This is a genomic window from Halomonas kalidii (genome assembly GCF_030010475.1).
Lineage (GTDB): Bacteria > Pseudomonadota > Gammaproteobacteria > Pseudomonadales > Halomonadaceae > Halomonas > Halomonas heilongjiangensis.
Map to the genome: position 1 here is coordinate 89,693 of NZ_JASCQN010000030.1, position 24,776 is coordinate 114,468.

Below are 24,776 nucleotides of genomic sequence, written 5' to 3' on the forward strand. Positions count from 1 at the left end.
ACGCTACCCTTCCATGTGACACGCGCGGCGCTATATCCCTTCAACCGCGAAAGCGGGCGGCACACGGAAGATTGAAAGTGAGCGCAGTACTCAGACTCGGACTTTTTCCATCAATGGTTCAAAGCGGTAGATGGCCGAACGCCGCCCGGAGGGCTCACGTACTGTCTCCAGCAGCCCATCCTGCAGCAGCACACGCGAGAAGCGAGCCGCCGTTTTTGACGGAATGCCCGCACTGCGGGTGAAACGGCTATTGAGAAACACAGGCGAGGTGAACATATAGTCCAGTGCCGCCACCGAGTACTTGGATGCCAGAAGCTCCGCGAAGCGTAGCTTCATCTCCTCGTAGCAGTCGCGGATCTCCTGGGCCACCCTCAGGTTCTCGATGGCCTGCTTCGCCACGGCGGTAAAGAAGAAATCACACCAACCCACCCAGTCGCCGTGCGCCGATACCTCGCGCAGCCCCCGAATGTACTCGTCCTTGTAATCTTCGAAGTAGCGACTGACATAGAAATGCGGGGCGGAAATCGCGCCTCCCCGCCACAGCATCAGCGTAATCAACATCCGCCCCACCCGGCCGTTGCCATCCTTGAAGGGGTGTAGCGCCTCGAACTCGGCGTGGGCCAGGGCCGTGCGCAACAGGATCGGCATGCTGTCGTCACCGATCAGATTGAACAGTGCCTCCATACCGATGGCGAGCTGTTCCGGAGCGATGGGCACGAAGCTGATCTCACGGCTGCCACGCTCGCCGATGTAGTTCTGCTCCCCCTTGTAAGCCCCTGGCGACTTGCCAGCTCCCCTGCCAAAGGATAGCAACTGCTGATGAATGCTCTTGACCAGGGACTCCGAGAAGGGACGGCCTTCCTCCAACTGCCGCTGGGCCGTATTCAGTGCACGCCGGTACAGCGCGGTCTCGATGACATCGGAGCGAAATTCCCAGACCGCATCCTCGCCATCGTCGCCATACTCGGCCTCCAACTGGAAGATTTCATCCATGGTGCTGATCGTGCCTTCCATGCGTGAGGAGACTACCGCCTCCTGGCCACGCAGAGGCGCCAGAAATATCTCGCTGTTATGCATACTCTGGAGCATCTGGTCATAGCGCGCCAGCGCATCGGTGGCCTCCAGCAAGGCAGGAAGCAGTTGGCCATAGTCAAGGTTCGCCGGTGGAAACTGGCCGGTGTGGTAGTGTATGGCATTACTGATATCGAGCTTCATCCCGACGTCACCCCGTGAGCAGAGGACTTTGTTGCCCATTCTGAGACAAATATGAGCAACAAACCAGCTTGCCTCCCATGGATAAGCAACAGCCCTCTTTGTTGCTCAGATTTCAAGGAAAATTGAACACAAGAGGCGTTGTCACTCACAGATGGGGATCAAGACGGCTTGTTGCTCACAACTGTGCCTTGTATGTCCAACAAGCAGGATTAACGCTCACGGATGCGCCACAACACACCTTGTGGCTCATGACTTCACCCTCTATTAGCAACAAACCCTTCGCCCACCTGCGGCCAGGAGCAACCGGGCAAGCCTAGCTGGAACGACAGGACCGACCAGCACGGCCAAGTGGAGTACACCTGGCCTAGCCGTTTCATCGCACTGCCACACGCATCATCACTGTCGTCAAGGGGGGCGGGCTGCACGGTCACCGACCTGGCCGGCGACCCCGCGCCCGCCGAATGGACCAGCCTGCTGGTGGCGCATGCCGAGCGGCATGGCGAACTGCTCGCCTGTCTCAGGGCCGCCGGCTGAGCGGTGCTCACACCACCACGCGATAGATCTCCCAACGGGTGGAGCCGCTCACCACCAGGGGCTCGATCGCCTTGCCCCACTCCCGGTGATCGGCGCGCTCGGCGAGCTTGTCCCACTGGGCATTCAGCGTGGCCATGTCCGCCACCCGCAGGTCCACGGCGATCACCGACTCGGCGGCGCCCACGCTGCCGGTGGTGATGGTGTAGTCGGTCTGGCCGATCTCGCGACCGATGGTCGACCACCACTCCCGGGTCTTCTCGATCAGTTCCTGCTTGTGCCCGAAGCGGGCCTGGCAATACCAGCGTGCAATGATCATGACGACCCTCCTGTGCTATGTCCGGTTGCGAATCGCCGGGGCTCGACCCCGACGGCCGCAAGGACGCAGCCAAGCTTCGGTGGGTTCCCGGCCAGCGGTATCGGTAGGGATGTCAGGAGGAGAGAAAGCGGGCCTGGAAGGCCTCCACCACCGCGCGCAGGTCGGGCGTCAGCCTGGCGAGGGTCTCGCGGCGCAACTCCTCGGGCAGGCCACCATGGAAGGCCTCGGCCATGCCCCCAGCCATGCAGGCCTGGGTGTCGGCGTCGCCGCCCAGCGAGACCGCATTGCGGATCGCCGCCTCGACGCTCTCGGCCTCCAGGAAGGCGGTGATCGCCGGCGGCACCGAGCCCTGGCAGGAGACGTCGAAGCGATAGCCGGGGCGGATCTCGTCCAGACGTCGCGACAGGTCGTAACCGAAACGCGCCTCCACCTCCTCGCGCAGGCTCGCCTTGTCGGCCCCCTGGCGCGCCAGGAAGATCACCGCCGCCACGGCCTGGGCGCCGCGGATGCCCTCGGGGTGATTGTGGGTGACCTCGGCGCTGCGCTTGGCCAGGCTCAGGGCTTCGTCCAGGGTCCGGGCCGCGAAGCCCACCGGCGGCACCCGCATGGCCGAGCCGTTGCCCCAGCTGTAATAGGGCCGCCGATCCCGACTCGCCGCCCAGCGCATGAAGCCGCCGCCGAAGCCGGCATCCGGGTAGCGGTGGAAGTAGTCGTGGTAGGCATCGACGAAATCACCGCCGTGCAGCAGCACCTCCGCCACCGCCACGCAGAGCACGCTGTCGTCTGTGAAGGTGCTGTGCGGCGTGAACAGCGGAAAGTCCCGGTGCTTGGTGCCCGCCCCTTCGTGCACCGAGCCGATGATATCGCCGGCGATGGCGCCGAGCATGGCGACCTCCTCCCGACTGGCGGGTGTGGATGACGTCCCTCCCTGGCGATCACTCCTGATAGCGCTCGTCCGAGCGCGGGGCATCGGGCGCCTGCTCGTCCAGGGATTGACGATACTTGATGCAGCCCCGCATGAACGCCGGCCATTCCGGCACCACCGGCACCGGATCCGTCTTCTCGGGCAACAGACTCCAGAGCGCCGGATGATGCCAGCAGAGGTCGTGCCCGCTGCAGTCGCGATGCTCGCGGATCGCCTGCCGCAGCGTCCTGACCTCGTCCAGCAACTCCTCGCGCGTCATCTTGCTCAGGTCTTCGTCCACGTTCGCCTCCTGGTCCCTTCACCACAAGCCTAGCTGGATGGCGGCGCTACGGTTGCGTCTCACCCAGCCCCTACGATACTGAAACGGTAGGTGGCGGCAGATGGGGCCGGCGCATCGGCCCTGGTTCGTCGGCCTGCCTCCGGCCATGGGCCGGACGCCGCCGCCATCGAGTCGTACTCACCAAGGGGCAAGTCCATGAATGATCAGAAACCGTCATCAGCGAAGTCAGGCGATCAGGCGACACCCCCCCATGAGACGCCACCCGACGAGCTGGCACGGCGCTATGCCGAGACCCTCGAGCGATTGTCGGCCGGGTCGTCCCGGGCCTGGCAGGGCTGGCTCGAGCGTCAGACGCGCGGGGATTTCTTCACCCTGCCCGACCCGGCGGTCGCGGCCAAGGCGCTGACCAGTCTGGGCCAGCAGTTCCTGCTCCATCCGCAACGCGCCCTGGAGGTCCAGCAGCAGCTGTGGCAGGGCTACACGACGCTGTGGCAGAACACCACACAGCGCCTGTTCGGCGAGGCGCCGTCACCGGCCCACGAGCCCGCCCCGCGAGACAGGCGCTTCAAGGGCAAGGGCTGGGAGGAGAACCTCTTCTTCGATGCGCTGCGCCAGGCCTACCAGCTGACCGCCGAGCAGTGGTTGAAGGGGGTGCATGAGGTCACCGAGGACCTGGACCACGACGAGCGGGTGAAGGTCGAGTTCTACGCCCGACAGCTGATGGACGCCCTCGCCCCCAGCAACTTCGCCACCAGCAATCCGGAGGTGATCGAGGCCACGGTGCACACCGGCGGCGCCAACCTGCTGCAGGGCATGGCCAACCTGATGGAGGACCTGGCCCGAGGCGAGGGGTTGCTGCGCATCAAGCAGAGCGATGCGACCGGGCTGGAGCTGGGCAAGAACATCGCGGTGACCCCGGGCAAGGTCATCTACCAGAATGAGCTGATGCAGCTCATTCAATACGCGCCGGCCACCGAGACGGTCGACCGCCGGCCGCTGCTGATCGTCCCGCCCTGGATCAACAAGTTCTATATCCTGGACCTGACCCCGCAGCGCTCCTTCATCCGCTGGGCCGTCGAACAGGGCATGACGGTGTTCGTCATCGCCTGGGTCAATCCGGACGAACGCTATGCCGAGGTAGCCTTCGACGACTACCTCACCCGGGGCACCCTCAAGGCCATGGACGTGGTGGCGGAGGTCACCGGCGAGGAGACGCTCAACACCATCGGCTACTGCATCGGCGGTACCCTGCTGGCCTGCACCCTGGCGCATCAAGCCGCCCGGGGCGATGAGCGGGTGCACAGCGCCACCTTCTTCACCACCCTGCTCGACTTCAGCGAGGTGGGGCCGCTGGAGGTGTTCATCGACGAGGAGCAGATCCGCTACATGGAGCAGCACATGGAGCAGCGCGGCTACCTGGAGGGCACGCATCTCTCCAACGCCTTCAACCTGCTGCAGTCCGCCGATCTGATCTGGGGCTTCGTGATCAACAACTACCTGCTCGGCCGCGAGCCCCAGGCCTTCGACCTGCTCTACTGGAATTCCGACTCCACCCGCATGCCGCGGCGCATGCAGAGCTTCTACCTGCGTAACATGTACCTGGAGAACCGCCTCGCCGAACCCGGGGGCATCTCCCTGGCGGGGGAAGCCATCGATCTGGGCAAGGTGCGCACCCCGACGTTCTTCGTGGCGACCGAGAAGGATCACATCGCGCCCTGGCAGTCCAGTTACCGCGGCGCGCACCTGCTCGGCCGGCGACCCCGCTTCCTGCTCGGCGGCTCCGGCCATATCGCCGGGGTCATCAACCCCGCCGGCTCGCCGAAGTATGGCTACCGGACCTATGGCCACCTGCCGAAAGATCCCGAGCGCTGGCTGGCCTCGGCCACCCACCACCCGGGCTCCTGGTGGCCGGAATGGCGCCACTGGATCAAGCGCCACGCCGGAGGCCAGGTGCCCGCCCGCGAGCCCGGTGGAGAGCGCTTTCCCCCCATCGAGGAGGCGCCGGGTTCCTATGTCCGGGTGCGGGTCGACGACGCGATCACGCCTGGCGGGTGAGGGGCCGGTGGAGCTGAAGTGCCCCGCTCCTGGCTGACCACCGCCGGGTACCAGCCCTGCCAGCATGCGCGCCTGAAGTTCTCATTCGGCCAGAATTGGACGTTCAGAAAAACCTGATTTAACGTCCAAGCTCAGGCGCGTTGCCGCGTCAGCGCGACGTCGGGTGGAGCATCTGGTTGGGCCGCCGCTAAGGCTTACGCCCTCGAACGGCCCATGCACGGGCAATGAGGTGGATAGACCCATCCTTCGAAAGCGGGAGTTCGGATCGAATCCGCTCCCGGAGCACCGCGCGGCGATCGTCGCTCAACGACACTGCGTAGCCAGGCGCCGGCCCTTGTCCCCCGAGAAATGGGGACCAATAATCGTCGAAATCGCGGAAGTCGGTGGCGACATCGATCGGACATACCTCGACTTCGCTCAATCCGGCCTGCGCGAACAGTTCGGTAAGCGGTGTCGGTTGGCAGATCGGAAAGCGACGGCCTTCATCGAGGTCGATTGCCGAAGCGTCCAAGGCAACTGCCGCATTCCAGAAGTAACGCATCAGCTCCATTTTCCCAGCGTAATCCCAGACATACGCCGCAACGACCGAGCCCGGACGCACAACCCGAGCCATTTCCGCAACTGCCTGGGGCGGCCGTGGCACGAAGTTCAAGACAAGGCCTGAAACGGCGGCGTCCAGACTCGCTGTATCGATGGGGAGTGACTGGGCGTCCCCGACCTCGAAGCGCACGCATGGACTCGCGATGCGCGCCTTCGCGTACTCGGTGTAGCCGGGCGAAGAATCTATGCCGATGACCGAGCTTGGGTTTCCAGTCTCGATGATGGTCTGGGTCAAGGCACCGGTTCCACATCCGACATCCAACCAGGCCTTTTTTTCTGGCACCGCTAGCCAGTCCAAAAACGCCTTGGCCACCTGTCGGCTCCAGCGCCCCACATAGGGTTCATAGAGGTCGCCGGCGGCCCACACATCTTTCCGCTCTGACGGTTCCACGGTTATCTCCCTCTTCGCCTGTAGGATGAGGCCCAACAGGTATGAGACGGCATGCTTGCTACTGACTTGAACGCGCATGCGCGTTCAACAATGTTATACCGTGCGCTGGTCTGCCTCCTAACCTACTGAAGTTACCAAACATTAAGTATAGCTCGGCAGCATAACATCGATCACCGCGCCTGCTGCATAACACGGGGCGAGAAGCCAGCGGCCATTGACAACATATCGCCTTTGGGTCGTCATCTGCCGTACCCCATCCATCAGCGTAGCCTGAAGTTCGGTATTCGGCCAGAAGCAGACTTTGATCACTTTCGCATATACGCTAAACCTTTGCACAATATATCGAGGCCTGGGTGGTTAATCACCCAAGTCTCGATACATAAAAAGTTTAATTTTGAGAGCAAGAATGCGCCTGGCACCGTTAAGCACAACCATGCCTACAACGGAACCCATGATCAGATCTGCATAGATGGAAACAGTTTAGGCAACGAGTACTTCTGCGAGGACAACCCCAGATTGATAACCACATTATTGGTCGAAAATAGGCTCTTCGGCGTTTTATGTGGATCTATCTGATTGGCAGTCCAGTGGGCCGCCTGCTGGATCAGGTCAAATCCGCATGAAACGACGAAGACCCGGTTTTTGCATTCACTTATTTTTCATCATCACGAGTCAACCTCTGATACACACCAAGACCGACTACCACCAAAACAGCTGAAACCAACAATAAAGTGGGATAGATCAACGTAGTAATATCTTTTGTCCCAGCGTCAAACACGAACACTAGGGATTCAAGGCTTATGGCAATGGCAATTATGACGAGGAACTTTAACAAAGCCTCTCTCTGTTTTGCGGGCGACTTTGTAGCGCTGCTGCTAAAAACCTCTTCCTCCAACAGGAATTTGGATACATCAAAGACAGCCATTCCAATCACAATCAAGCCGATGGCATTAAGAAGGGCTGCAACAAGCAAGGTTCTTTCGTGTACCGAGAGCCATATATCCCATAAGGCAACGCCCATCATTGTGAGGCTTATAATACCCAGGCTCAAGCTGATGAGCCCATAAACAGCACGCCCCATCAAATCAGAAATACTTTTCACCTTATTCATCTTTTCTCCGATCCGCCAATTGAATTCCTACCATATATAAAAACGGGGTCTTTCCCTGAGGGAACACAACTAGTCTGGGCCGCAAGGAAGCGGCTCGAAACGTGTCACTACAGAGATTCTGGCAGAGAGTTTCTAACTCACTGAAATTTTCAGTCGTCATGTGCCAATTTCAGGCCAAAATCGGGCTGGAAGTGTCGAACTCGGGGAGGCCTGCCGGCAATCGCCCCATGTCCATTGCTCACATACCAAGAGGCCGCCGATCATGAATCGGCGGCCTGGGGTCTTGCGTCAGCGCGGCCCGCGGGCCCAAGGCTTACTTGGCCTTGGGAGCGGTTTCCTTGACCGCCTTGGTCGCGGTGGCCTGCTGGAGGCCTTCCTGGGCCTGCTTCACGCTGCCCTCGGTCAGCTTCTGGCTTTCCTGAACGAACTCCTGCTGCAGGGCTACCGCCTTCCCGGCATCGCCCTTCAGACGCTCGGTGAGTCCCTTGGCGACGGCCTGCTGGCCTTCCAGGTAGCTCTTCAGGCCTGCGGCGTCTTTGACCTCCACCAGGCTACGCAACTGCGTCAAGCCGGTGTCGGCATAGGCCTTGGTGGCGTCGAGCTGGGCATTGACCAGCTTCTCGGTGACGTCGATGGACAGGGCGGCGAAGGCGCGTGCCGGGGCGAAGAACACGGACTCGAACTGGGCGGTGTCAAACTGCTTGGCATCGAATGCGAAGACGTTGGTCATGATGGGAACCTCCGGGGTTCTGAATGTCATGGAACGGGAGATTCCCGCTCTGCTGCAGTGCACAATAGCAAGGAATTTTGTGCAGTGCAACATAGATCGGAGCTTGGGCGCCGCGCCTACCACCTCCCAAGAAATGGGGTTACCTCACGGTCACGATGATCACTCTGGATGATGCTGGGTATGCGGCGTCAGCGCCGTCCAGTAACCAGTAGCGGCGCAGGCGGTTCATGGCGGCCGTAGGGCGGTGCCACGTTGTCTCCGGTAGTCGTCGAGGTAGAAATGGCAGACGTCCCGGCCCTTATCAACACGCTTGGTGCGGTAGGGCTGGTGGCAAAAGTCGTCGGGTAGGACCGTGAAATGTTGCGGCAACAGATCGGGATGCCGAGGGGCTAGGTGCTGCGGAACACCTCGCGGGTGCCAGTGATCTCCTAGCCACCCAGCATGCGGACCAGACCGGAGTCTGGGGGAAGGACAAGAAACGGCCAATTGCTGACATTCAGCACGTACTAATGCACTCATAACGCTTAGCTAACCGGAGCAAGGTACGAGCGTCCGGTTGAGAGTTTTGTTTAGTGTCTGACGCCTCACGCTACAGCAACTCATAAGGGTTCGACAACCGCCACTGTGCTGCTTCCACTGCGGGCGCTTGAAATAGATGTTGGTACTTGACAACCAAAGCTTCAAAGCTTTTTTCCAATTGGTTATTGTCACGCAGTACCTTGAAGCCTTGCTGAAGATCTGCACTTACCATAAGCCGGGAAAGTGCCTTGATCTCCCCGTATCGTTCGATCATAGGGCGTGTACGAGCAGCCGCGTGGCCGGTCATTTCTTCGTAAAACGTGATCGTTCGTTCAACTTCCTGCGCAAACTCAGTGTCTGTCATTTTCGCACCTCATTTTGTAGAGGTTATTTCCAGGCCTAAGCATCCGTCGCGTGCCGCCGAGCAGTGATTAGAACGCAGGCTCTGTTATTATATAAACGTACCGACACGCCCAAGTCAATTAATGCACACACCTAAAGCACCCACGATTTTATTTCTCACAGACATCAAGAACACCTCGACAGTCTATCTCTAATAAACATGCGTGCAGCATTTTCCCTGAGGTCGGCATTGGGTCCAGGCTGTGTGAAAACGCTTGAGGCATCTCACCCCCAGTTTCAGGATGAGTGCCGCGTCCTCTGATACCCTCTTCTTAAGCTACAGGGGGCGAAAAGAGTTTATAGCCATTACAATTCCTTACGTGTCAATACGGAAGCGCCATACTACGGAAGCCCCTTGCTTTGGTCCAGATCGGTTTAGCAATGTGACGCTGTACTCTTTTTGGAATTTCGCGGCATCTATCGCGCCACATACAGCAGGCATCCTGCTCTCAAGTCTCAAATCCTTATGCACGTCTCCTGCTTGCACAGAAAACTCACGAGCGCCCGCCTTCTTAGCGGGCGCGATAAAAGCATAGTACACGTGGCTGCGAATCTTATCAGCGAGTGTCCCTGCCATGTCAGTCTCCCAGCGGCTTAAAAAAGATTAGACTTCACACTCTGTTATTTATTTATCGTGCCGATGCGTTCATGTCAATGAACGCATCTGATCGGCCACCCATAACCCACTAATCTTCCTTTGAATCAAGTATCCCTCGGCAGCCTAATAAAAATGAACGTGCCAGCAGCATTTGCTAGCATGACTGCTTTGGATCTTAAACACCCTCAACCAAACTATCACCATAGGCTAAAGTTCCTCACTCGGCCAGAAGCGGAACATCAGCATGCTCTTGTGCAATGCCTTCAAAACATGAAGCTTCGACGTGGAGGTGAGGGCGAAACGGAAAATTTTCGCTGCGCTTGGCACCGTTATGTGAAAGTCACTGGCATGCCTACGACCTTACAAACTCTAATACAATTCCCTTAGTGACGCACTTGTAGATGCGATACGCAGCATTGAGTTCTATCGTTTTTTCTCAAGAGGTATAAGATTCTTTCACACACCCCAATACTGTTAAAGCCTCCTTATAGCCCATTAAGCAGGTTTGCATTCAAACCTAATATCAATGTGTTTCTGTATCTATGCACACATTTCCTGAAAATTTCCCACCCCCTGAACTAACTCTAGCCGAGCCGTCCTTTTTCATAATTTCAGCCCTATCCCATTTGCATGAAATCTTTATTAAATGGTTGTGCGCCAGAAGATCTCTAATAATAAATAATTCAACTGATGCTACAGCGCAGCTTTTCATTACTGACATTTATACAAGTCACGGCATTCTCGGGATTGGAACAGCGAAGTTCAGATAGAGTTACTTTCATTCAAACCGCTGTTCGCGCTCCTCATCCTCCCGCTGTTCACTCACTCTCTCATGCTCGATCCACTTAACCAGTTTTGCAGACACCGATTTAGCAGTCACAGCGATCTCCTCGCTCTCATGTTCAACCAACACACCAATGGCATCCGCTCTAGGTTGCATCACGTTAGATCGGCTACCAGACCAAGATGAAGGTGTGACGCGCTCGGCGAATGCCTCCAGGACGGCTTCTGGCTCAGGAGCAGCTTCCAGCAACCTGATCGCTGACTCCGACATCGTAACTGCCCCCTGATCCCCATCCTTTGACCAAAGACTGATACCCGCCGCGACAGGCGCCCATACGCTAGTATCGTTTCTGGAACGGCACCACCCAATCAAAACGTCCATATCGATTTTGGCGAGAGGAGAGCGACGCAAGCTACCATGGAGAATAAAGAACAGCCGTCTCTGTTGTTCTTTTTCAGTGCCCTCAAAAACGCGATTGAGAAACGCCTCTGGCATCAAAGCGATAGTCGTCTCGATAGCACTTTCGAACGCATGAATGAAGCCATACTGCTCATCAATAACAGCAAAGATAGTGTCCAGCCACTCCAGCTTTTCGGCATCGTTGCCGTCAAAGCGCAATGCGACACTGATGACGCGCTCCATGTGATAATCCCTAGACCCTCCGGGGTCTCTGCGATCTCTTGGGAGCCTCTGGACCGCTGCTCTTATCCCGACCCGTCGAAGGTCGGAACCAAGTATATCTACAGCGTCATCTTTGCCATGTAGCTTCATGCTTAGAGCATCCAAAACCACATCATCGCCGTTAGGTATACTCAGGAGCCGCTGAGCAAGATCGAGAACACGGTCACTGGACAAATTAGCATACCCGTCACGCCATAAAATTGGACCATACATCCACGGACGTGTGTCAGGATCATCCAGAAGCGCCATGCAGCGATCTAGGTCGGTTTCTGTGAACTCCCGCCTTGGGTGCAAGCCGACCAATACATGTCGAAGTTCAGGGTGCTGTGCGCACTGGTCGAGTAGCTCCTGTGCTAGTGCCAGATCAACAGAGTCAGCCTCTTCGATGAAACCGCCAAAGACTGCGAAGTTCTTGTTGGCTTCAGGCTTATTTTCAAGTTGATCGAAGAGTTGCTGCCAACCAACTCGCAAGTCATGTGCCCCCTTCGCCAAGCCTCTTCCGAATGCAGTACAATATGGCATCCAGTCGTTGGAGAAAAGGTTAGGACCCAACTCGTCGAGCTCATGGTCTGATGCTGCGAAGTCCTCACCTAATCGGAGCGCCTTGGCTTCAAGTCGCTTCTCAGCTTCGTGATACTTGTTGGTGTCCTCATGATCAAAATCGGCGTCTATCGCCCAATAGTCGTGCCCCTTGTTTAGCACGTATGTCAATATTTTCGGAACCAAGCCCTCGGGCTCCAACTCCCTCTCCAATCCGGCAAGGTTATCTGGCAGCGGCTCGAAATCATCCTTGTCTTTTCGCTTGGTATGGTCGAAATAAATCGTTGATCGGACGGCTTTCCAACCTTCGCCCCAAGGGTGATAAGCATGTAGCTTGCGAGCCGCATCGACGAGTTTCTCCCTCATTGCTTTGTGATGCCACATCCCTCGAAATTCGTTCGCAAGGGTCAGCCGTGCAGGGCCTTCAAGATCAGGATCGCCAGAGGTTCCCAATCGCACCGCAACGTCGATAAAGGCGCAGCGCCACTCCACAAGTTCATCGTGGTTGGGTTGGAACCCGAAGTCTCTTGGGCGAGCACCAAACTCATTCATCCCGAATCCTGTCCACGGTGGCCCATCCAGGGCAGTCGAGAGCATTCTGAAACCCAGCGACCTACGTCCAACCACGTCTGACGAAAGGCATTCATTCATGATCCCAATGCGCTGATTTAGAGAGGCATGTGTGCCCGACAGGTACGCCTGGAAAAACTTCGTAATCTTATCTCGAACCGCGTCGTAGTTGTTGTTCTCATCTTCGTAGTCCGCCACTCGGATTAGTAGCCGGATGCAGCGGTCGAAAGCACCCGCTTCGTATGCCAACAACTGCAAAAGATTGAGAATGGTTGTCCGCTGTGGATTGTGACGCGGCTCCATACCCCCAAAATCAGGCGCGGCAAGCTCTGCTTCAATCCTGTCGAGCAGTGCTTCAGGCGCGACCGGGCCGATATAGCCCAGCATTCGTGCTGGCATTTCCTCCAGTGCTAATATCCGCCCCAGCAGCCCATCTGGCTGGAGCCAAGCCTCAACTATCTCTTTCGCCACGGGGTGATCGTGTAATAGCCCCAGCCTGTGTGCGAACGACAATAGCAAGCGTTGACGACCGGAGGCTTCAAAGGTCGCCCTGAGTTGATCAACCGGGACACCATCAAGTGCCGAGGCAGCCAGCTTGTTCGCAATGGCATGGGGCAGGATGGCCCTCCAATGTGCCCTCTTCTGCACAACATGACGGTCCAACAGTTTCTTGACTGATCGAAACAATTGGCTCCGGGAATGCGCCAAGATCGAGCCTAGAACTTCTAACTCGCTGTGACCGACCTCAGGGTTTGAGACCGAGAACGAATATACCAGAGACAGTATTTCAGCCTGTTGCCGCAGATCGTCGTCCGGATGATTACGCTGCTCAAACAAGCGGTTAAACAACTGCGCGTCAGAAAGCTGAGCCAAACTCTCACCTTCCTCCACTCTCTCGGCGATTGCTAGGGAAACCCTCGCGTTCCCATCAGCGAACTCTGCTATCCGGCGGGCGTTGTGCTGGCCGATCCCGGGGAACCGACGGATCAGAAGCTGCTCGGCCACCTCCGGCCCAACTGCTTCAATGTGGATTACCTCAGTTGTCTGAGGCTTGTCATCCCTGATGTCGTACTCAACGGTGATGAGGCTTACCTCACTGCCTGCAGCTGATACTTTTCTGGCCAGTGCAGAGTGAAGTTCTGACGGGCAATTATCGAGGATCATGACGGCATGTCGGCCCTCAGCGATAAGTCTGTCCAGCATCGCTGCTGCTGAAGGATCCGGCTCAGCACCAGTATCGACGTACACAGCTAGAGTCCGATCAAGAGCATTTTTGCCGACCGTTTCATCAAAGAGTGCCTGCACGATCCTGGTCTTCCCTACGCCGGATAAGCCCGTTATACGAACGGCCTTGACCGTAGACCTTATGAGGTCACGCATCGGTTCAATGGCATCTTCAATACTGAGCTTCTGGCCCTTCCCTGATGGCAGCATGACCGTCACGCCTGGGGCCGAAATCAGCGTATCGTCGACATCTTGAGGTGGATTGCTCCAAGCCCCGTATGGCTGCCAACCGGAGTAGCCCTGACCGAGCTTTCCTTTTGTCCACAGCATAACCGACGGATGCTGACGCAGCCATTGAATCAGCTTCGAGCGGTCATAGAAGTCTAGGTGAATATTGCCGCTGTTGGGATCATCCTTCACAGCTTCTCGCATTGCCTTAAGACGCTTCTTCTTGTTCGGCGGCGAACAATCATCAGCCAAGCTAACGATAATGTAGCCGGCCCCCTTCGATGCCTGCGCTGAGATTGTCGCCGACAGTTCACCGTCGATGACCATTTCCTGCGTGATCGCACCTTTTGGCATCGGGTGTTTCTTGGCCTGAAGAATCGTATCAGGTCTTTCAATAAATCCGGTGCTCAATGTACCGACTGGGACCTGAACGTGGATATCAATTCCTTCGTCAGGAGCATTGATTGAACCTGACCAGCTTACCCATGCAGGGCTATGGCCATGCGCTGCCACTTCGGCCTCGGCGAGGCGAGCAATCAACTCTTCTAGCTGGGTATCGGACAGCCGGAGTAATTCGTCTTTCTCAATGTCAAAGATTGCCACGATCTCACCTCAGTACAACATTCTATTCTTTTTCCAATAATCCAGCCGACATGAACAATATTGCCCGCGGAAACGCTTGTTGTAAACGGTTGCCACTAGAGTTTATTCGGGAGAACAAATGTTTTGACTCTGCGGCCAGTTTTGTTCGCTGATGTAGCGAGCGATCGCAAATCAGCACTGCTCGCTGTATCTGGCACGACCGGCAGGTGTGGGTCGTCAGCCGTCGAAAGGTCATTCATCAGCATAGACTAACATTCCTCATTCGGCCAAGAGCGGACCTTCAGCATGGATTTAAATAATGCCAATGTTCAGTGGCTGCCTTTGCGTAGCGAAGCGAAGAAAAGATCGTCCGGTGGAGACCCACGAGGGCCGGAACGGGCTGGAGTAACGAGTTAATTGCATTGGCTTCATGCACCGGTTTCATACAGATGACCCAAGCAGAGAGCGGAGCCATTAACCTTCTCCTTTTTACAGCTTCGCAATAGGCGATAATACTCTGATTAAGTATTGAGTTCTGACGGCAGTTTGGTGCTGACGATTTTCGCTTGGTACACCAAAAATATTTCACTTTTAACCCTATCTGCGCCAGTTACTGAAGGGTGACACAAGTGTTCATGGCCGGCATCGTTCACCTCCACAGCGGTTAGCGATGCGTGTCTACTGAAGTGGGGGAAGTCCACATCCCTCTGGCTGGCCTTGTTAGGTAAAAATATCCCTTCGCTAATCACCTTTCTTGTGCTTGTGAGGCTTAAGTGATGGCGTATTTCCTGGGGTGTTTTTGTTGTCCCGTTGACGCCTGTCTGGCTTACCAGTTGATTTAGCAGTTCTTTTTGGACCTGGTTTAATTCCCATGGTTTTCTCCTTTATAGGCACTATTGATCAATCCAGAAAGGGTTGCCACACCCTCACGCGGACAAACAAACCTGCTGCTTGCCGGCAGGACCGCATTGGGTCGGAAGTCATCCATCAACATAGACTAAAATTCCTCGTTCGGCCAAAAGCGGTCCTTCAGAGAGAGCTGATGTAACGCCTTGCTCACCGGAAAATTGGGAGCGCAGCGAGTAATTTTTCCGAGTGCAGCAACTTGTTACATCTGTTTTGTAAATTTAAGCAGACTCATTTCAGAATGGGTGATACATTTTTCATCGGGCGAATAATGAGCTTGATAAAATTTAAAATCATCTCTACCAGTTTCACTGCACTTCTTTTCTATTATTTCTATAATCTTTAGCTTATCTTCTGTTTTCGTTTTGATGCCAAATATAATTCCCTTTAAAGACTTGAAATCATAGTTAAGAGACCTATCCTTGGGATCTGAGAAGCTATCTAACGAGCTAGACAGAATTAGTCTATGTTCGTTTTCATAAGACCAATCTTTGGATTTTATGGTTATGTCACGATAAAAGTTCTTCCAATAATTCTCTCTCCATTGCTCTTCGGAGCTAACCATATCATCTGCACATTCGCTTATTTCGCCATCTAAGGAGTACCACATAGAATTAAGTTTTGGGATAGGGAGGCGGCCAAGCATTCGAAAGAAATCAATTTCACCGTAACCCTTTATGTAGTCAACTGGGTAAAACATCCTGTTACTGAATCCATATGCTGGACCTGATGTTGAGCTATATCCATTTCTACCCTTTAAACTTAAAAATGGTTTTCCATCTATTATTTCAGAACTGAAAATCAAACATGCACCAGAGTGATTGTCTCCATAATGCCCCCACACTGATGAGCTTTTACACTGAGACATAAAGCAGGCAGTATACCACTCAGGAAAAACCAACCTTTCTAGTTGAGAGATATATTCTTCAGAGAACTCTACAATTACTAGATTTCTATGCTTCCTATCATTATCAATATTGCCGTTATGACGATATATTAAATCCATCTGAGAGTGGGTACGCTTCTGTGCCGAAAACACTACACTGACTATATTTTCATCTCCGTAACTTTCGCGTAGCCCCTTCTCAAGAACCCCAATGAAATCTTTAGAAATTAAATCAGTTATAGCCTTGTCAGCATCAATATTCTTGCTTTCTCTCTTTGGTATTAGCCCTTTTGTTTCATATGCTTTGTAAATAGTTTCAAGTGCAAAGCCATGTACATTGCTGAGGTAGAAAAAGAGTTCATCTCTACGAACGGGTGTTGTTCGATCAGATATAGATTTGATAAGAGCTGAAAGGCCCTCATTGTCGAAAAAACTATCCGTTATATTGCTAAATAGTTCCCTATATATCGGGGTTGGGAAATCATCTTCGCCAGAGAACACCGGCATGTCATCTTTAGATATGGGATGCTCTTCGCCCGAAATTAACAATAACGAACACAGCCTTTCAAGACATAGAAGGTAATGCCGAAATAGATTTTTCCAGACTATATAGTCACCACTCCAGAACATATCTCGGAACCCTTCCATAGGATCATTTAGTGAGTCTGGCTCCGCAAAATAAATACTTTGGTTTTCTAGCTCTTTAAACTCACCTATCAAACTACTAATGCGTCTGAATCTGTAAAACTCATTGCTCATATGAAGAGGCTCTATATATAACAGGGGTGTAACAGGTATTAGACAGCCAGCACGTTTATTGACTTGAACGCGTTGGCACGTTCAACAATGTTATCTAGCGCGTCATCCATGGACCAACCTATTGAAATACCTGAATATTAAGTTTAGCTCGGCAGCATAACACCAATCATCATTCCGGCTGCAGAACATCAATGAACGGGCTGGCTGCATTTTCCGGACCGGCCGCTTAGGGTCGATATCTGCCGGTCGCAAGCTCCCTCCCGAGAAGTCCTACTGACCGGAACCCCGCTCCGGTATGGATTTTCCGATCTGCGGGCACGCTACCGCCAGGCAGTCCCGCTTGACGCCGCCCCCTTGGCACTGCGGCCTAAAATGTCGCCTAATGGCGACATTGAAAACCCGCCTGATCACATCCAGTAACACTCAGCCTACTAAAGATTTCTTCGGCTTGCCCTCTCGAATCTTGAGTTTTCTCATACCTCGTGGCTGGGAATGCTCCTCGCCGTCTAGGCGCTGCCCCACCCGCGAGGTCTCGTCGTCAATCTGCTGCGGAAGCGGCTCTGTTGGCCGAGGGAGCCGTGTTCGGGTAGGGCGTGCCAGGGCTCGATGGTCAGTTCCTGGGCCAGGCGGCCGCGGGTCCGTGTATCGGGTTCTTGGCCGGGGATGCGCAGCGGGCTGAAGCCGGGAGATGAGTCCCGTATCCTCTCCGGGGCGGTGGCCCATGAGTTATCGGTAGCGAGGGAGAGGCGAGTGGCGAGGCACTATCAGGAGCGCAAGTTGATCCGGTCGCTGACCGCGGCGTGCGAGCAGGCGAAGCAGGAGGTGCCTGGCTTCGCCTGGGTGACCCATGTGGATACCGAGGCCGGGACGCCCTGTATCGTCTGGGTGTTCGACACGTCGGAGGCGATGGCCGAGGCAGTGCGCTCGCCGGCGCAGTGGCTGGCGTGGTCGCGGCAGGCGCTGTTCGAGGCCGGGCTCAGGGTGGATGACGCGGCCAGGTGGGTGGGGTTCGACAACGAGGCGGCCTGTCGACGCCACTCTGGGGGGAACTGGACGCACCAGCTCCAGCGGCATCTACCCAGGCGCCGGTAACGACGCCCCGAGGCATCCTCTAGCCCGCGGAGCGGTTGGTGCCCCTCCATGGCACGCTCGGTCTGCAGGAAACGCTCAGGCGCCGTGATAGCCGTCCTCTTCGGGTTCCTCGTGGGCGCCCCTGGGCAATTCGCCGGCCCAGGCCATGGCGGCAGAGCGCTCGCGCTTGGGGAAGGTGCGAATCTCCAGGGCCCTGAACAGCCTTTCTTCCAGATGGGCGAGATGCTTGACCCATTCCCTGTCGGTGATCACCGCGGCACGGTAGTAGTGCTGGAGGTCGCCGAGCTGGGTCAGGCCATAACCGATATCTTTCATCAAGGCGGTCAGCGTCATCCAGCGCAGGTCGTCGATCTCGGCCACCATGCTGATTGTCGGATGCGCCTTCTTGGCGGCCTCGATGGCATCGATGGCGCGCTGCAGCTCCCGCGCCGTCACGACGCCGCCTGCCTTCATCGCCACGACATGGTCCGCCGGATGGGAAATGAATTCCAACATGGACGTTCTCCTTGGATCATGGGAGGAACGGGGCGCCTCGCTAGCTTCCAGCATAGCGCGTCGCTACCACCCTGCCGGTCACGACACCGTCATCTTGTCGCGCTAGCATCGGTATACCATCGGGATGAATGAGCCATGATCGCGAGGTGCCCATGAAGCATCTCTACCTGATCCGACATGCCCGCGCGAAGCGGGCCGATGTCGACCACGAACGTCCGCTGAGCGGCCGCGGCCAGCGCCAGGTGGCCGCCATGGCGGAGCCGCTGCAGCGCCTGGGCGCCTTCACCGGCGAGATCCATGTCAGCACCGCCCTGCGCGCGCGCCAGACGCTGTTGGGTCTGGATGCCACCCTGCCCGAACTCGGCCTGGCCGGCCGGGCCCACTATCACGAGGCGCTCTACACCTTCGAGGAGAAGCCATTGCGCCGATGGCTCAGAGCCGCCGATCTCGATACCGATCATCTGACGCTGATCGGCCACAATCCGGCCCTGCTGGCGCTCGCCCAGCGGCTGAGCGCCCAGGCGCCGAAGCGTCTACCCACCGGCGGCCTGTTGCATATCACCCTGCCCATCGCCACCTGGCGAGAGCTGGGCCGTCACCAGGGAGAGATTATCCACACTCTCTCGCCCAGGGACGCGAGCCACATCCTCTTCCAGGGCAGGGCGCCGGAGCCACCGCGGCTCGATGACCTGGGGACCCGGCATCGCATCATCAACCAGCTCGAGCACCAGTACCGCATGATCCGGGCGCTGGAGCCGGGGGTGGCCGCCGGGCATGACCCCGAGTTCCTGCACCAGTACCGGGTCAACCTGCGCCGCAGCCGGGCGCTGGCCGAGACGCTGCTGGCCATCATCGAGATCCCGAGGCTCGGCCGGGCCCTCAAGGGGCTCAAGCGACGCGCCCGGGCCACCGGCGAGCTGCGCGACCTGGAGGTGTTCCTGGAACGCCTGACCCGCCAACCGCCGCCGGAGGCCGGTCCCGCCCTCACGCCGCTGGTCGCCTGGCTCCACGAGCGCGCCAGGGAGGCCCGCCGGGAGCTCTGCCATCAACTGCAGCGCCGCGCCTACGCCCGGGACATGCTGGCGTGGCGTGACGCCATCGCCTCCAAGGGCTTCGCCAAGGCGCTGTCGGGCCTGCAGGAGCGGCAGCTCGACCGGGTGCTGCGGGAGCGCCTGGCCCGGCACGATGCCCAGTTGGTCTCGCTGACCGACGCCTCCCCGGATGCCGCGCTGCACAAGTTGCGCAAACGGGTGAAGCGCCTCCGCTACCTGGCGGAGCTGTCGCCGGAGCGCCACCGCCGGCTGCTCGAGGGCCTCAAGGCGCACCAGGAACGGCTCGGCGACTTCCAGGATCTCTGCAGCCAACTCGACTGGCTCGACGCCTTCACCGACGCGGAACCGGGCCAGGCACTACCGGAAACATCCCGGCAAGCGCTGCAGCACTGGCGCACTCGGCTTGACGAGCGCAAGGCAACGCTCCGGCAGGCCATCCTGGCCCTCTCGCCGCTGACCGAGGGCAGCAACGCCCAGCCCGCTCCCGCCTGAGACTGTCACCGCCGCGTCACGCTCCTGCCCCAGGATGGCGGAACCTCGCCAGCCAGGGCCCGGCCATGAAGATCCTGATGCTCTCGGACGTCTACTTCCCGCGCGTCAACGGGGTGTCCACCTCCATCGCCAGCTTTCGCGGCGCCCTGGAGCGCCGCGGCCACTCGGTCACCCTGATCTGCCCCGACTACCCGGTGGGCCAGGTGGACGAGCCCGCGGTCCTGCGCATCCGCTCGCGCGGAGTGCCGGGCGACCCCGAGGATCGCATGATGCACTATCGCGAGGTGCTGGCCCTCACTCCGCTGCTCGCCGACGACGCCTTCGACCTGATCCATATCCATACCCCCTTCGTGGCCCACTATGCCGGCATCGCCCTGGGCGACCGGCTGGGCATTCCGGTGGTGGCCACCTACCACACGCTGTTCGAGGAGTACCTGCACCACTACGTGCACTGGTTGCCGCGGGGCTGGCTGCGCTTCGCCGCCCGACGCCTCTCGGTACGCCAGTGCCACCAGGTGAAAGCCCTGGTGGCACCGTCCCGAGCCATGCAGGAGGCGCTCACCCACTACGGCGTGACGACGCCGATATCGGTGATCGGTACCGGCCTGGCGCTGGAGAGCTTCCGTCATTCCCATGAGGAAAACGACTTTCGCACCCGCTACGACCTGCCCGCCGATGCTCGGCTACTGCTGTTCGTCGGCCGCACGGCCCATGAGAAGAACATCGGTTTCCTGATCGACCTGCTGCCCCGGGTGCTGGCCCGGCACCCCACCACGCGGCTGATCGTCACCGGCGAGGGCCCGGCCCAGGCCGACCTGGCCCGCCGGGCTCGGGATGCCGGCGTGGCTGGGGCGGTGCTGTTTCTCGGCTACCTGGGCCGCGATGGTCCCTTGCAGGCCGCCTATCGCGCCGCCGACGCCTTCGTTTTCGCCTCGCGCACCGAGACCCAGGGACTGGTGCTGCTGGAGGCCCTGGCGCTGGGCACCCCGGTCGTTTCAACGGCGGTGATGGGCACCCGGGACGTGCTTCGGGAAGGCGAAGGCTGTTTGATCGCCGAGGAGACCCTTGACGACTTCGCCGCCCAGGTGAACCGGCTGCTGGGGGACGCGGCGCTGCACACCGAACTGGCCCACCGCGCCCAGCTCTATGCCAGCGGCTGGGATGAGGACGCCAAGGCCGGCGAACTGCTGGCGTTCTACCGGCATCATGCCCCCTGCCTGCTCGACCCGCTGCCCGACCATGGGTGACAGCGTCGCCCGGTACGGCGACAATGGCCAGCCTCGCCCCACCGGCCGGAACCATGATGGCGCCACCGCTGACAATACTTCACCAGGACGACCACCTGGTCGTCGTGCACAAGCCGGCGGGCCTGCTGGTGCACCGCACCGCCCTGGCGCGGGGCGAGCGCGCGTTCCTGCTGCAGCGGCTGCGTGACCAGCTCGGCCGGCGGGTCTATCCGGTCCACCGGCTGGATCGCCCCACCTCGGGGATCATGGTATTCGCCCTCTCGCCGGAGATCGCCACACCGCTGGCCGAGGCCTTTGCCGAACGCCGGGTGGCGAAGCGCTACCTGGCGGTGGTGCGCGGCCTCGGCCCCGAGCACGAGTGGCTCGACTATCCCCTGCGCGAGGAGGACGGCAGCCGCCCCAAGGCCGAGATGCCGGCGCTCGCGGCGCTGACCGAGGTGAGGCGCCTGGACAGCGTGGAGCTGCCGGTGCAGGTCGACCGCTACCCGCGCAGCCGCTATTCGCTGATGGAGGCGCGACCGCGCACCGGCCGGCGCCACCAGATCCGCCGCCACCTGTCACACCGGGGCTACCCGATCATCGGCGACGCCAAGCACGGCAAGGGCAATCACAACCGCTTCTTCGCCGAGCGCCTCGACAGTCCCCGCCTGCTGCTCGCCGCCGTGGGCCTGGCCTTCGATCATCCCGTCGAGGAGCACCGCCTCGAGTTGAGCGGTGCCCTGGATGCCGGCATGACGGCGCTCTTCCGGCGCTTCGGCTGGGCCGGTCACCTGCCGCCGGACAGCGTGCGCCTGACCCGGCCCCGTGCCGATCTCGAACCCGCGAGCTGACCTCGCTTCCCCCATCCGCGACCGAAACGAACCGCCATGACCGACTTTCCCTTCGCGTCCACCGCCATCGATCCCCGCGACGTCGCCACGGACGATCATGCCCTGCGCTTCGGCGGCATTCGCCGGCTCTACGGCGCCCGCGCCTTCGCGCGCTTCCGCGACGCCCACGTGGTGGTGGTCGGCGTGGGCGGCGTGGGCAGCTGGACGGTGGAGGCCCTGGCGCGCTCCGGCATCGGCAAGCTGACGCTGATCGACCTCGACGACGTCTGCGTCTCCAACGTCAACCGCCAGCTGCATGCCCTGGACGGCACCATCGGCCGCCCCAAGGTGGAGGTGCTGGCCGAGCGTTGCCGGGCCATCCAGCCGGACATCGAGGTGGTCGACGACACCGCCTTCGTCACCCCGACCAACCTGCCCGAGCGGATTCCCGAAGATGCCGACCACGTGGTCGACGCCATCGACAGCGTGGTCGCCAAGGCCGCCTTGATCGCCTGGTGCAAGCGGCGCAAGCTGCCGGTCACGGTGACCGGTGCGGCCGGGGGCCAGACCGACCCGACCCGCATCCGGGTGGCGGACCTGGCCCGCACCGAACACGACCCGCTGCTGGCCAAGGTGCGTGCGCGGCTGCGCCGCGACTTCGGCTTCTCGCGCAATCCGAAGCGGCGCTTCTCGGTGGAATGCGTCTACTCTGACGAGCAGCTGGTCTATCCGAGTGCCGACGGCGAGGTGTGCCTGCAGAAGCCCGGGCACGGCGAGGCGACCCGGCTCGACTGCGCCTCGGGCTTCGGTGCCGCCACCTTCGTCACCGGCAGCTTCGGCTTCGTCGCCGCCTCGCGGGTGCTGGCCCGGCTGGCGAAATCGGCCGCCGCGGCCGCCCCCGCGTCCTGATCCTCAGCCCCTGGAGCCCGAGATGACCCATCCGCTTCCCGTCCCCGGCATCTACAGCCACTACAAGGGCAACCACTACGAGGTGCTCGGCGTCGCCCACCACAGCGAGACCGAGGAGCCGCTGGTGGTCTACCGCGCCCTCTACGGCGAGTACGGCCTCTGGGTGAGGCCGCTGGAGATGTTTACCGAGACCGTCGAGGTACAGGGCGAACCGGTGCCACGCTTCGAGCTCGAGAAGGCCTTCTAGATACCATCGCTCGCCGACTTTGCGGACGAAAGCCTACCGCTGCCCGCGGTGGGCCCAGCCGGTCATGCGCTTCTCGAGTAGCGCGAACAGCTCGTACATCACCATGGCCATGGCGCTGATCACGATCAGCCCGGCGAACACCAGCGCCATGCGCATCTGCGAGCCGGCGCTCATCATCAGGTAGCCGATGCCCTGGTTGGAGGCCACGGTCTCGGAGACCACGGTGCCGACGAAGGCCAGGGTGATGGCCACCTTCAGCGAGGCGAAGAAGTAGGGCAGCGAGCGCGGCAGCCCGACCTTGAGCAGCACGTCGAAGCGCCGGGCGCCGAGCACCCGCAGCACGTCCTCGAGCTCCGGTTCCAGGGTCGCCAGGCCGGTGGCCACGTTGACCACGATGGGGAAGAAGCAGATCAGGAAGGCGGTGAGGATCGCCGGCACCGAGCCGATGCCGAACCACACCACCAGGATCGGCACGAAGGCCACCTTGGGGATGGCGTTGAAGCCCACCAGCAGCGGGTAGCAGGCGTGGTAGAGAAAGCGCGACGAGCCGATGATGAAGCCCAGCGCCAGCCCCACCGCCACGCCGATGCCGAAGCCGGCCATGGTGGTCCAGAAGGTCTGCCAGGAGTGCATGCCGATGGGGCCGGCGAAGGTCACCAGCGCCTGGGCGGTGGCCCAGGCGCCGGGGAAGATGAACTCCGGCACCTCGAGCAGGCGTATCGTGGCTTCCCAGATCACCACCAGGATCGCCACCGCCACCCAGGGCGCGAGGCGCTCGCGGGTCTCCTCGCTCATTGCCATGTCGCCTCCTCGTTCAGCGGCTGCGGATCTCGCCGATCCGCGCGCGCAGTGCCTGCACCAGGCCGGTGAAGGGTTCCTCGTAGGTCGTCGCCAGCTCCCGCGGACGCGGCAGGTCGATCTCGCGCCGTTCGATGATGCGCCCCGGCCGGCGGCTCATCACGTAGACGGTGTCGGCCAGGAAGGCCGCCTCGCGCAGGTCGTGGGTGACCAGCACCACGGTGAAGCGCTGGGCCTCCCAGAGGTCGCGCAGCACGCACCACAGCTCCTCGCGGGTGAAGGCGTCCAGGGCGGCGAAGGGCTCGTCGAGCATCAAGAGACGGGGCCGGTGGATCAGCGCCCGGCAGATCGAGGCGCGCTGCTGCATGCCGCCGGAGAGCTGCCAGGGGTACTGGTCCTCGTAGCCCTCGAGCCCCACGGTGCGCAGCAGGTCGCGGGCCCAGCCGACGAACTCCGCACGGCGCCGGCGGAACTGGCTGCGGTACGGCCTGACGATCTCCAGCGGCAGCAGCACGTTGTCGAGGGTGGTGCGCCAGGGCAGCAGGTTGGCGTTCTGGAAGGCCATACCGGAGATCTTCAGCGGCCCGCCCACCGGTGCACCGTCGACCCGCACGCTGCCCACGGTCGGCGCATGCAGGCCGGTGCACAGCTTCATGAAGGTCGACTTGCCGCAACCCGAGGGGCCGACGAAGGCGACGAACTCGCCCTCCTCGATGGTCAGGCTGATCTCCTCGATGGCGTTGCCGGTATCGTCATAGGCCAGGCTCACCTGGTCGAAGGCGACGAAGGGCTCCCCCAT

The 24,776-nt window shown here is 59.4% G+C and carries 20 protein-coding genes and 1 pseudogene; 7 read left to right on the forward strand and 14 right to left on the reverse strand.

All coding sequences use genetic code 11. The features are described from left to right. Window positions 1-90: 90 nt before the first annotated feature. The 4 genes from QLQ85_RS08160 to QLQ85_RS08175 all read right to left on the reverse strand — a co-directional run bounded on the left by QLQ85_RS08160 (window position 91) and on the right by QLQ85_RS08175 (window position 3,270). Window positions 91-1,215, reverse strand: a complete 1,125-nt coding sequence (locus QLQ85_RS08160; protein WP_282738535.1) for a Fic family protein — start codon at window positions 1,213-1,215, stop codon at window positions 91-93. Window positions 1,216-1,756: 541 nt separating this feature from the next. Next, window positions 1,757-2,065, reverse strand: a complete 309-nt coding sequence (locus QLQ85_RS08165; RefSeq protein ID WP_282738536.1) for a hypothetical protein — start codon at window positions 2,063-2,065, stop codon at window positions 1,757-1,759. Window positions 2,066-2,177: 112 nt separating this feature from the next. After that, complete coding sequence (locus QLQ85_RS08170; protein WP_282738537.1) at window positions 2,178-2,951, reverse strand: ADP-ribosylglycohydrolase family protein; 774 nt, start codon at window positions 2,949-2,951, stop codon at window positions 2,178-2,180. Between the two features lie 49 nt (window positions 2,952-3,000). Further along, window positions 3,001-3,270 carry a hypothetical protein gene (locus QLQ85_RS08175; protein ID WP_282738538.1) on the reverse strand — a complete coding sequence of 90 codons (270 nt, stop codon included), beginning with the start codon at window positions 3,268-3,270 and terminating at the stop codon, window positions 3,001-3,003. A 195-nt stretch (window positions 3,271-3,465) separates the two neighbouring features. Here QLQ85_RS08175 and QLQ85_RS08180 point away from each other — a divergent pair, with 195 nt between their 5' ends. Next, on the forward strand, window positions 3,466-5,325 hold the full coding sequence (locus QLQ85_RS08180) for a PHA/PHB synthase family protein (protein ID WP_282738539.1): 1,860 nt from the start codon (window positions 3,466-3,468) through the stop codon (window positions 5,323-5,325). A gap of 187 nt (window positions 5,326-5,512) precedes the next feature. Here the strand turns inward: QLQ85_RS08180 and QLQ85_RS08185 are convergent, their stop codons facing one another. The 7 genes and pseudogenes from QLQ85_RS08185 to QLQ85_RS08215 all read right to left on the reverse strand — a co-directional run bounded on the left by QLQ85_RS08185 (window position 5,513) and on the right by QLQ85_RS08215 (window position 16,836). Next, window positions 5,513-6,316 (reverse strand): class I SAM-dependent methyltransferase, encoded by an 804-nt coding sequence (locus QLQ85_RS08185; RefSeq protein ID WP_282738540.1) that lies wholly within the window; start codon window positions 6,314-6,316, stop codon window positions 5,513-5,515. Between the two features lie 357 nt (window positions 6,317-6,673). After that, window positions 6,674-6,858 (reverse strand): annotated as a pseudogene (locus QLQ85_RS08190) (hypothetical protein); the annotation flags it as partial. A 110-nt stretch (window positions 6,859-6,968) separates the two neighbouring features. Then, on the reverse strand, window positions 6,969-7,427 hold the full coding sequence (locus QLQ85_RS08195) for a general glycosylation pathway protein (protein ID WP_282738541.1): 459 nt from the start codon (window positions 7,425-7,427) through the stop codon (window positions 6,969-6,971). A gap of 313 nt (window positions 7,428-7,740) precedes the next feature. Next, window positions 7,741-8,157, reverse strand: coding sequence for a phasin family protein (locus QLQ85_RS08200; RefSeq protein ID WP_282738542.1), 417 nt, complete (start codon window positions 8,155-8,157; stop codon window positions 7,741-7,743). A 589-nt stretch (window positions 8,158-8,746) separates the two neighbouring features. Next, complete coding sequence (locus QLQ85_RS08205) at window positions 8,747-9,040, reverse strand: hypothetical protein (protein WP_282738543.1); 294 nt, start codon at window positions 9,038-9,040, stop codon at window positions 8,747-8,749. Between the two features lie 1,414 nt (window positions 9,041-10,454). Further along, window positions 10,455-14,306: a hypothetical protein gene (locus QLQ85_RS08210; protein WP_282738544.1), complete on the reverse strand. Its 3,852-nt coding sequence runs from the start codon at window positions 14,304-14,306 to the stop codon at window positions 10,455-10,457. A gap of 1,087 nt (window positions 14,307-15,393) precedes the next feature. Further along, complete coding sequence (locus QLQ85_RS08215; RefSeq protein WP_282738545.1) at window positions 15,394-16,836, reverse strand: DUF2971 domain-containing protein; 1,443 nt, start codon at window positions 16,834-16,836, stop codon at window positions 15,394-15,396. Between the two features lie 750 nt (window positions 16,837-17,586). Between QLQ85_RS08215 and QLQ85_RS08220 the strand changes: the two genes are divergently transcribed. Continuing rightward, a complete protein-coding gene (locus tag QLQ85_RS08220) occupies window positions 17,587-17,928 on the forward strand; it encodes a hypothetical protein (RefSeq protein WP_282738546.1) in 342 nt (113 codons plus the stop codon). A gap of 75 nt (window positions 17,929-18,003) precedes the next feature. On the opposite strand, the gene QLQ85_RS08225 is transcribed toward QLQ85_RS08220, so the two are convergent. After that, on the reverse strand, window positions 18,004-18,423 hold the full coding sequence (locus QLQ85_RS08225) for a SpoIIAA family protein (protein WP_282738547.1): 420 nt from the start codon (window positions 18,421-18,423) through the stop codon (window positions 18,004-18,006). Between the two features lie 152 nt (window positions 18,424-18,575). Between QLQ85_RS08225 and QLQ85_RS08230 the strand changes: the two genes are divergently transcribed. The 5 genes from QLQ85_RS08230 to QLQ85_RS08250 all read left to right on the forward strand — a co-directional run bounded on the left by QLQ85_RS08230 (window position 18,576) and on the right by QLQ85_RS08250 (window position 23,179). Further along, window positions 18,576-19,967 (forward strand): CHAD domain-containing protein, encoded by a 1,392-nt coding sequence (locus tag QLQ85_RS08230; RefSeq protein WP_282738548.1) that lies wholly within the window; start codon window positions 18,576-18,578, stop codon window positions 19,965-19,967. Window positions 19,968-20,032: 65 nt separating this feature from the next. Continuing rightward, on the forward strand, window positions 20,033-21,214 hold the full coding sequence (locus QLQ85_RS08235) for a glycosyltransferase (RefSeq protein WP_282738549.1): 1,182 nt from the start codon (window positions 20,033-20,035) through the stop codon (window positions 21,212-21,214). A gap of 56 nt (window positions 21,215-21,270) precedes the next feature. After that, the gene (locus QLQ85_RS08240) at window positions 21,271-22,044 is read left to right on the forward strand and encodes a pseudouridine synthase (protein WP_282738550.1); all 774 of its coding nucleotides are present in this window, start codon (window positions 21,271-21,273) and stop codon (window positions 22,042-22,044) included. A gap of 36 nt (window positions 22,045-22,080) precedes the next feature. Then, window positions 22,081-22,932 carry a tRNA cyclic N6-threonylcarbamoyladenosine(37) synthase TcdA gene (gene tcdA, locus QLQ85_RS08245; protein ID WP_282738551.1) on the forward strand — a complete coding sequence of 284 codons (852 nt, stop codon included), beginning with the start codon at window positions 22,081-22,083 and terminating at the stop codon, window positions 22,930-22,932. 22 nt (window positions 22,933-22,954) lie between these two features. After that, window positions 22,955-23,179, forward strand: a complete 225-nt coding sequence (locus tag QLQ85_RS08250; RefSeq protein WP_102628062.1) for a DUF1653 domain-containing protein — start codon at window positions 22,955-22,957, stop codon at window positions 23,177-23,179. 33 nt (window positions 23,180-23,212) lie between these two features. Here the strand turns inward: QLQ85_RS08250 and QLQ85_RS08255 are convergent, their stop codons facing one another. Then, on the reverse strand, window positions 23,213-23,980 hold the full coding sequence (locus QLQ85_RS08255) for an ABC transporter permease (RefSeq protein ID WP_282738552.1): 768 nt from the start codon (window positions 23,978-23,980) through the stop codon (window positions 23,213-23,215). A 13-nt stretch (window positions 23,981-23,993) separates the two neighbouring features. Beyond that, the gene (locus QLQ85_RS08260; RefSeq protein ID WP_282722890.1) at window positions 23,994-24,776 is read right to left on the reverse strand and encodes an ABC transporter ATP-binding protein; all 783 of its coding nucleotides are present in this window, start codon (window positions 24,774-24,776) and stop codon (window positions 23,994-23,996) included.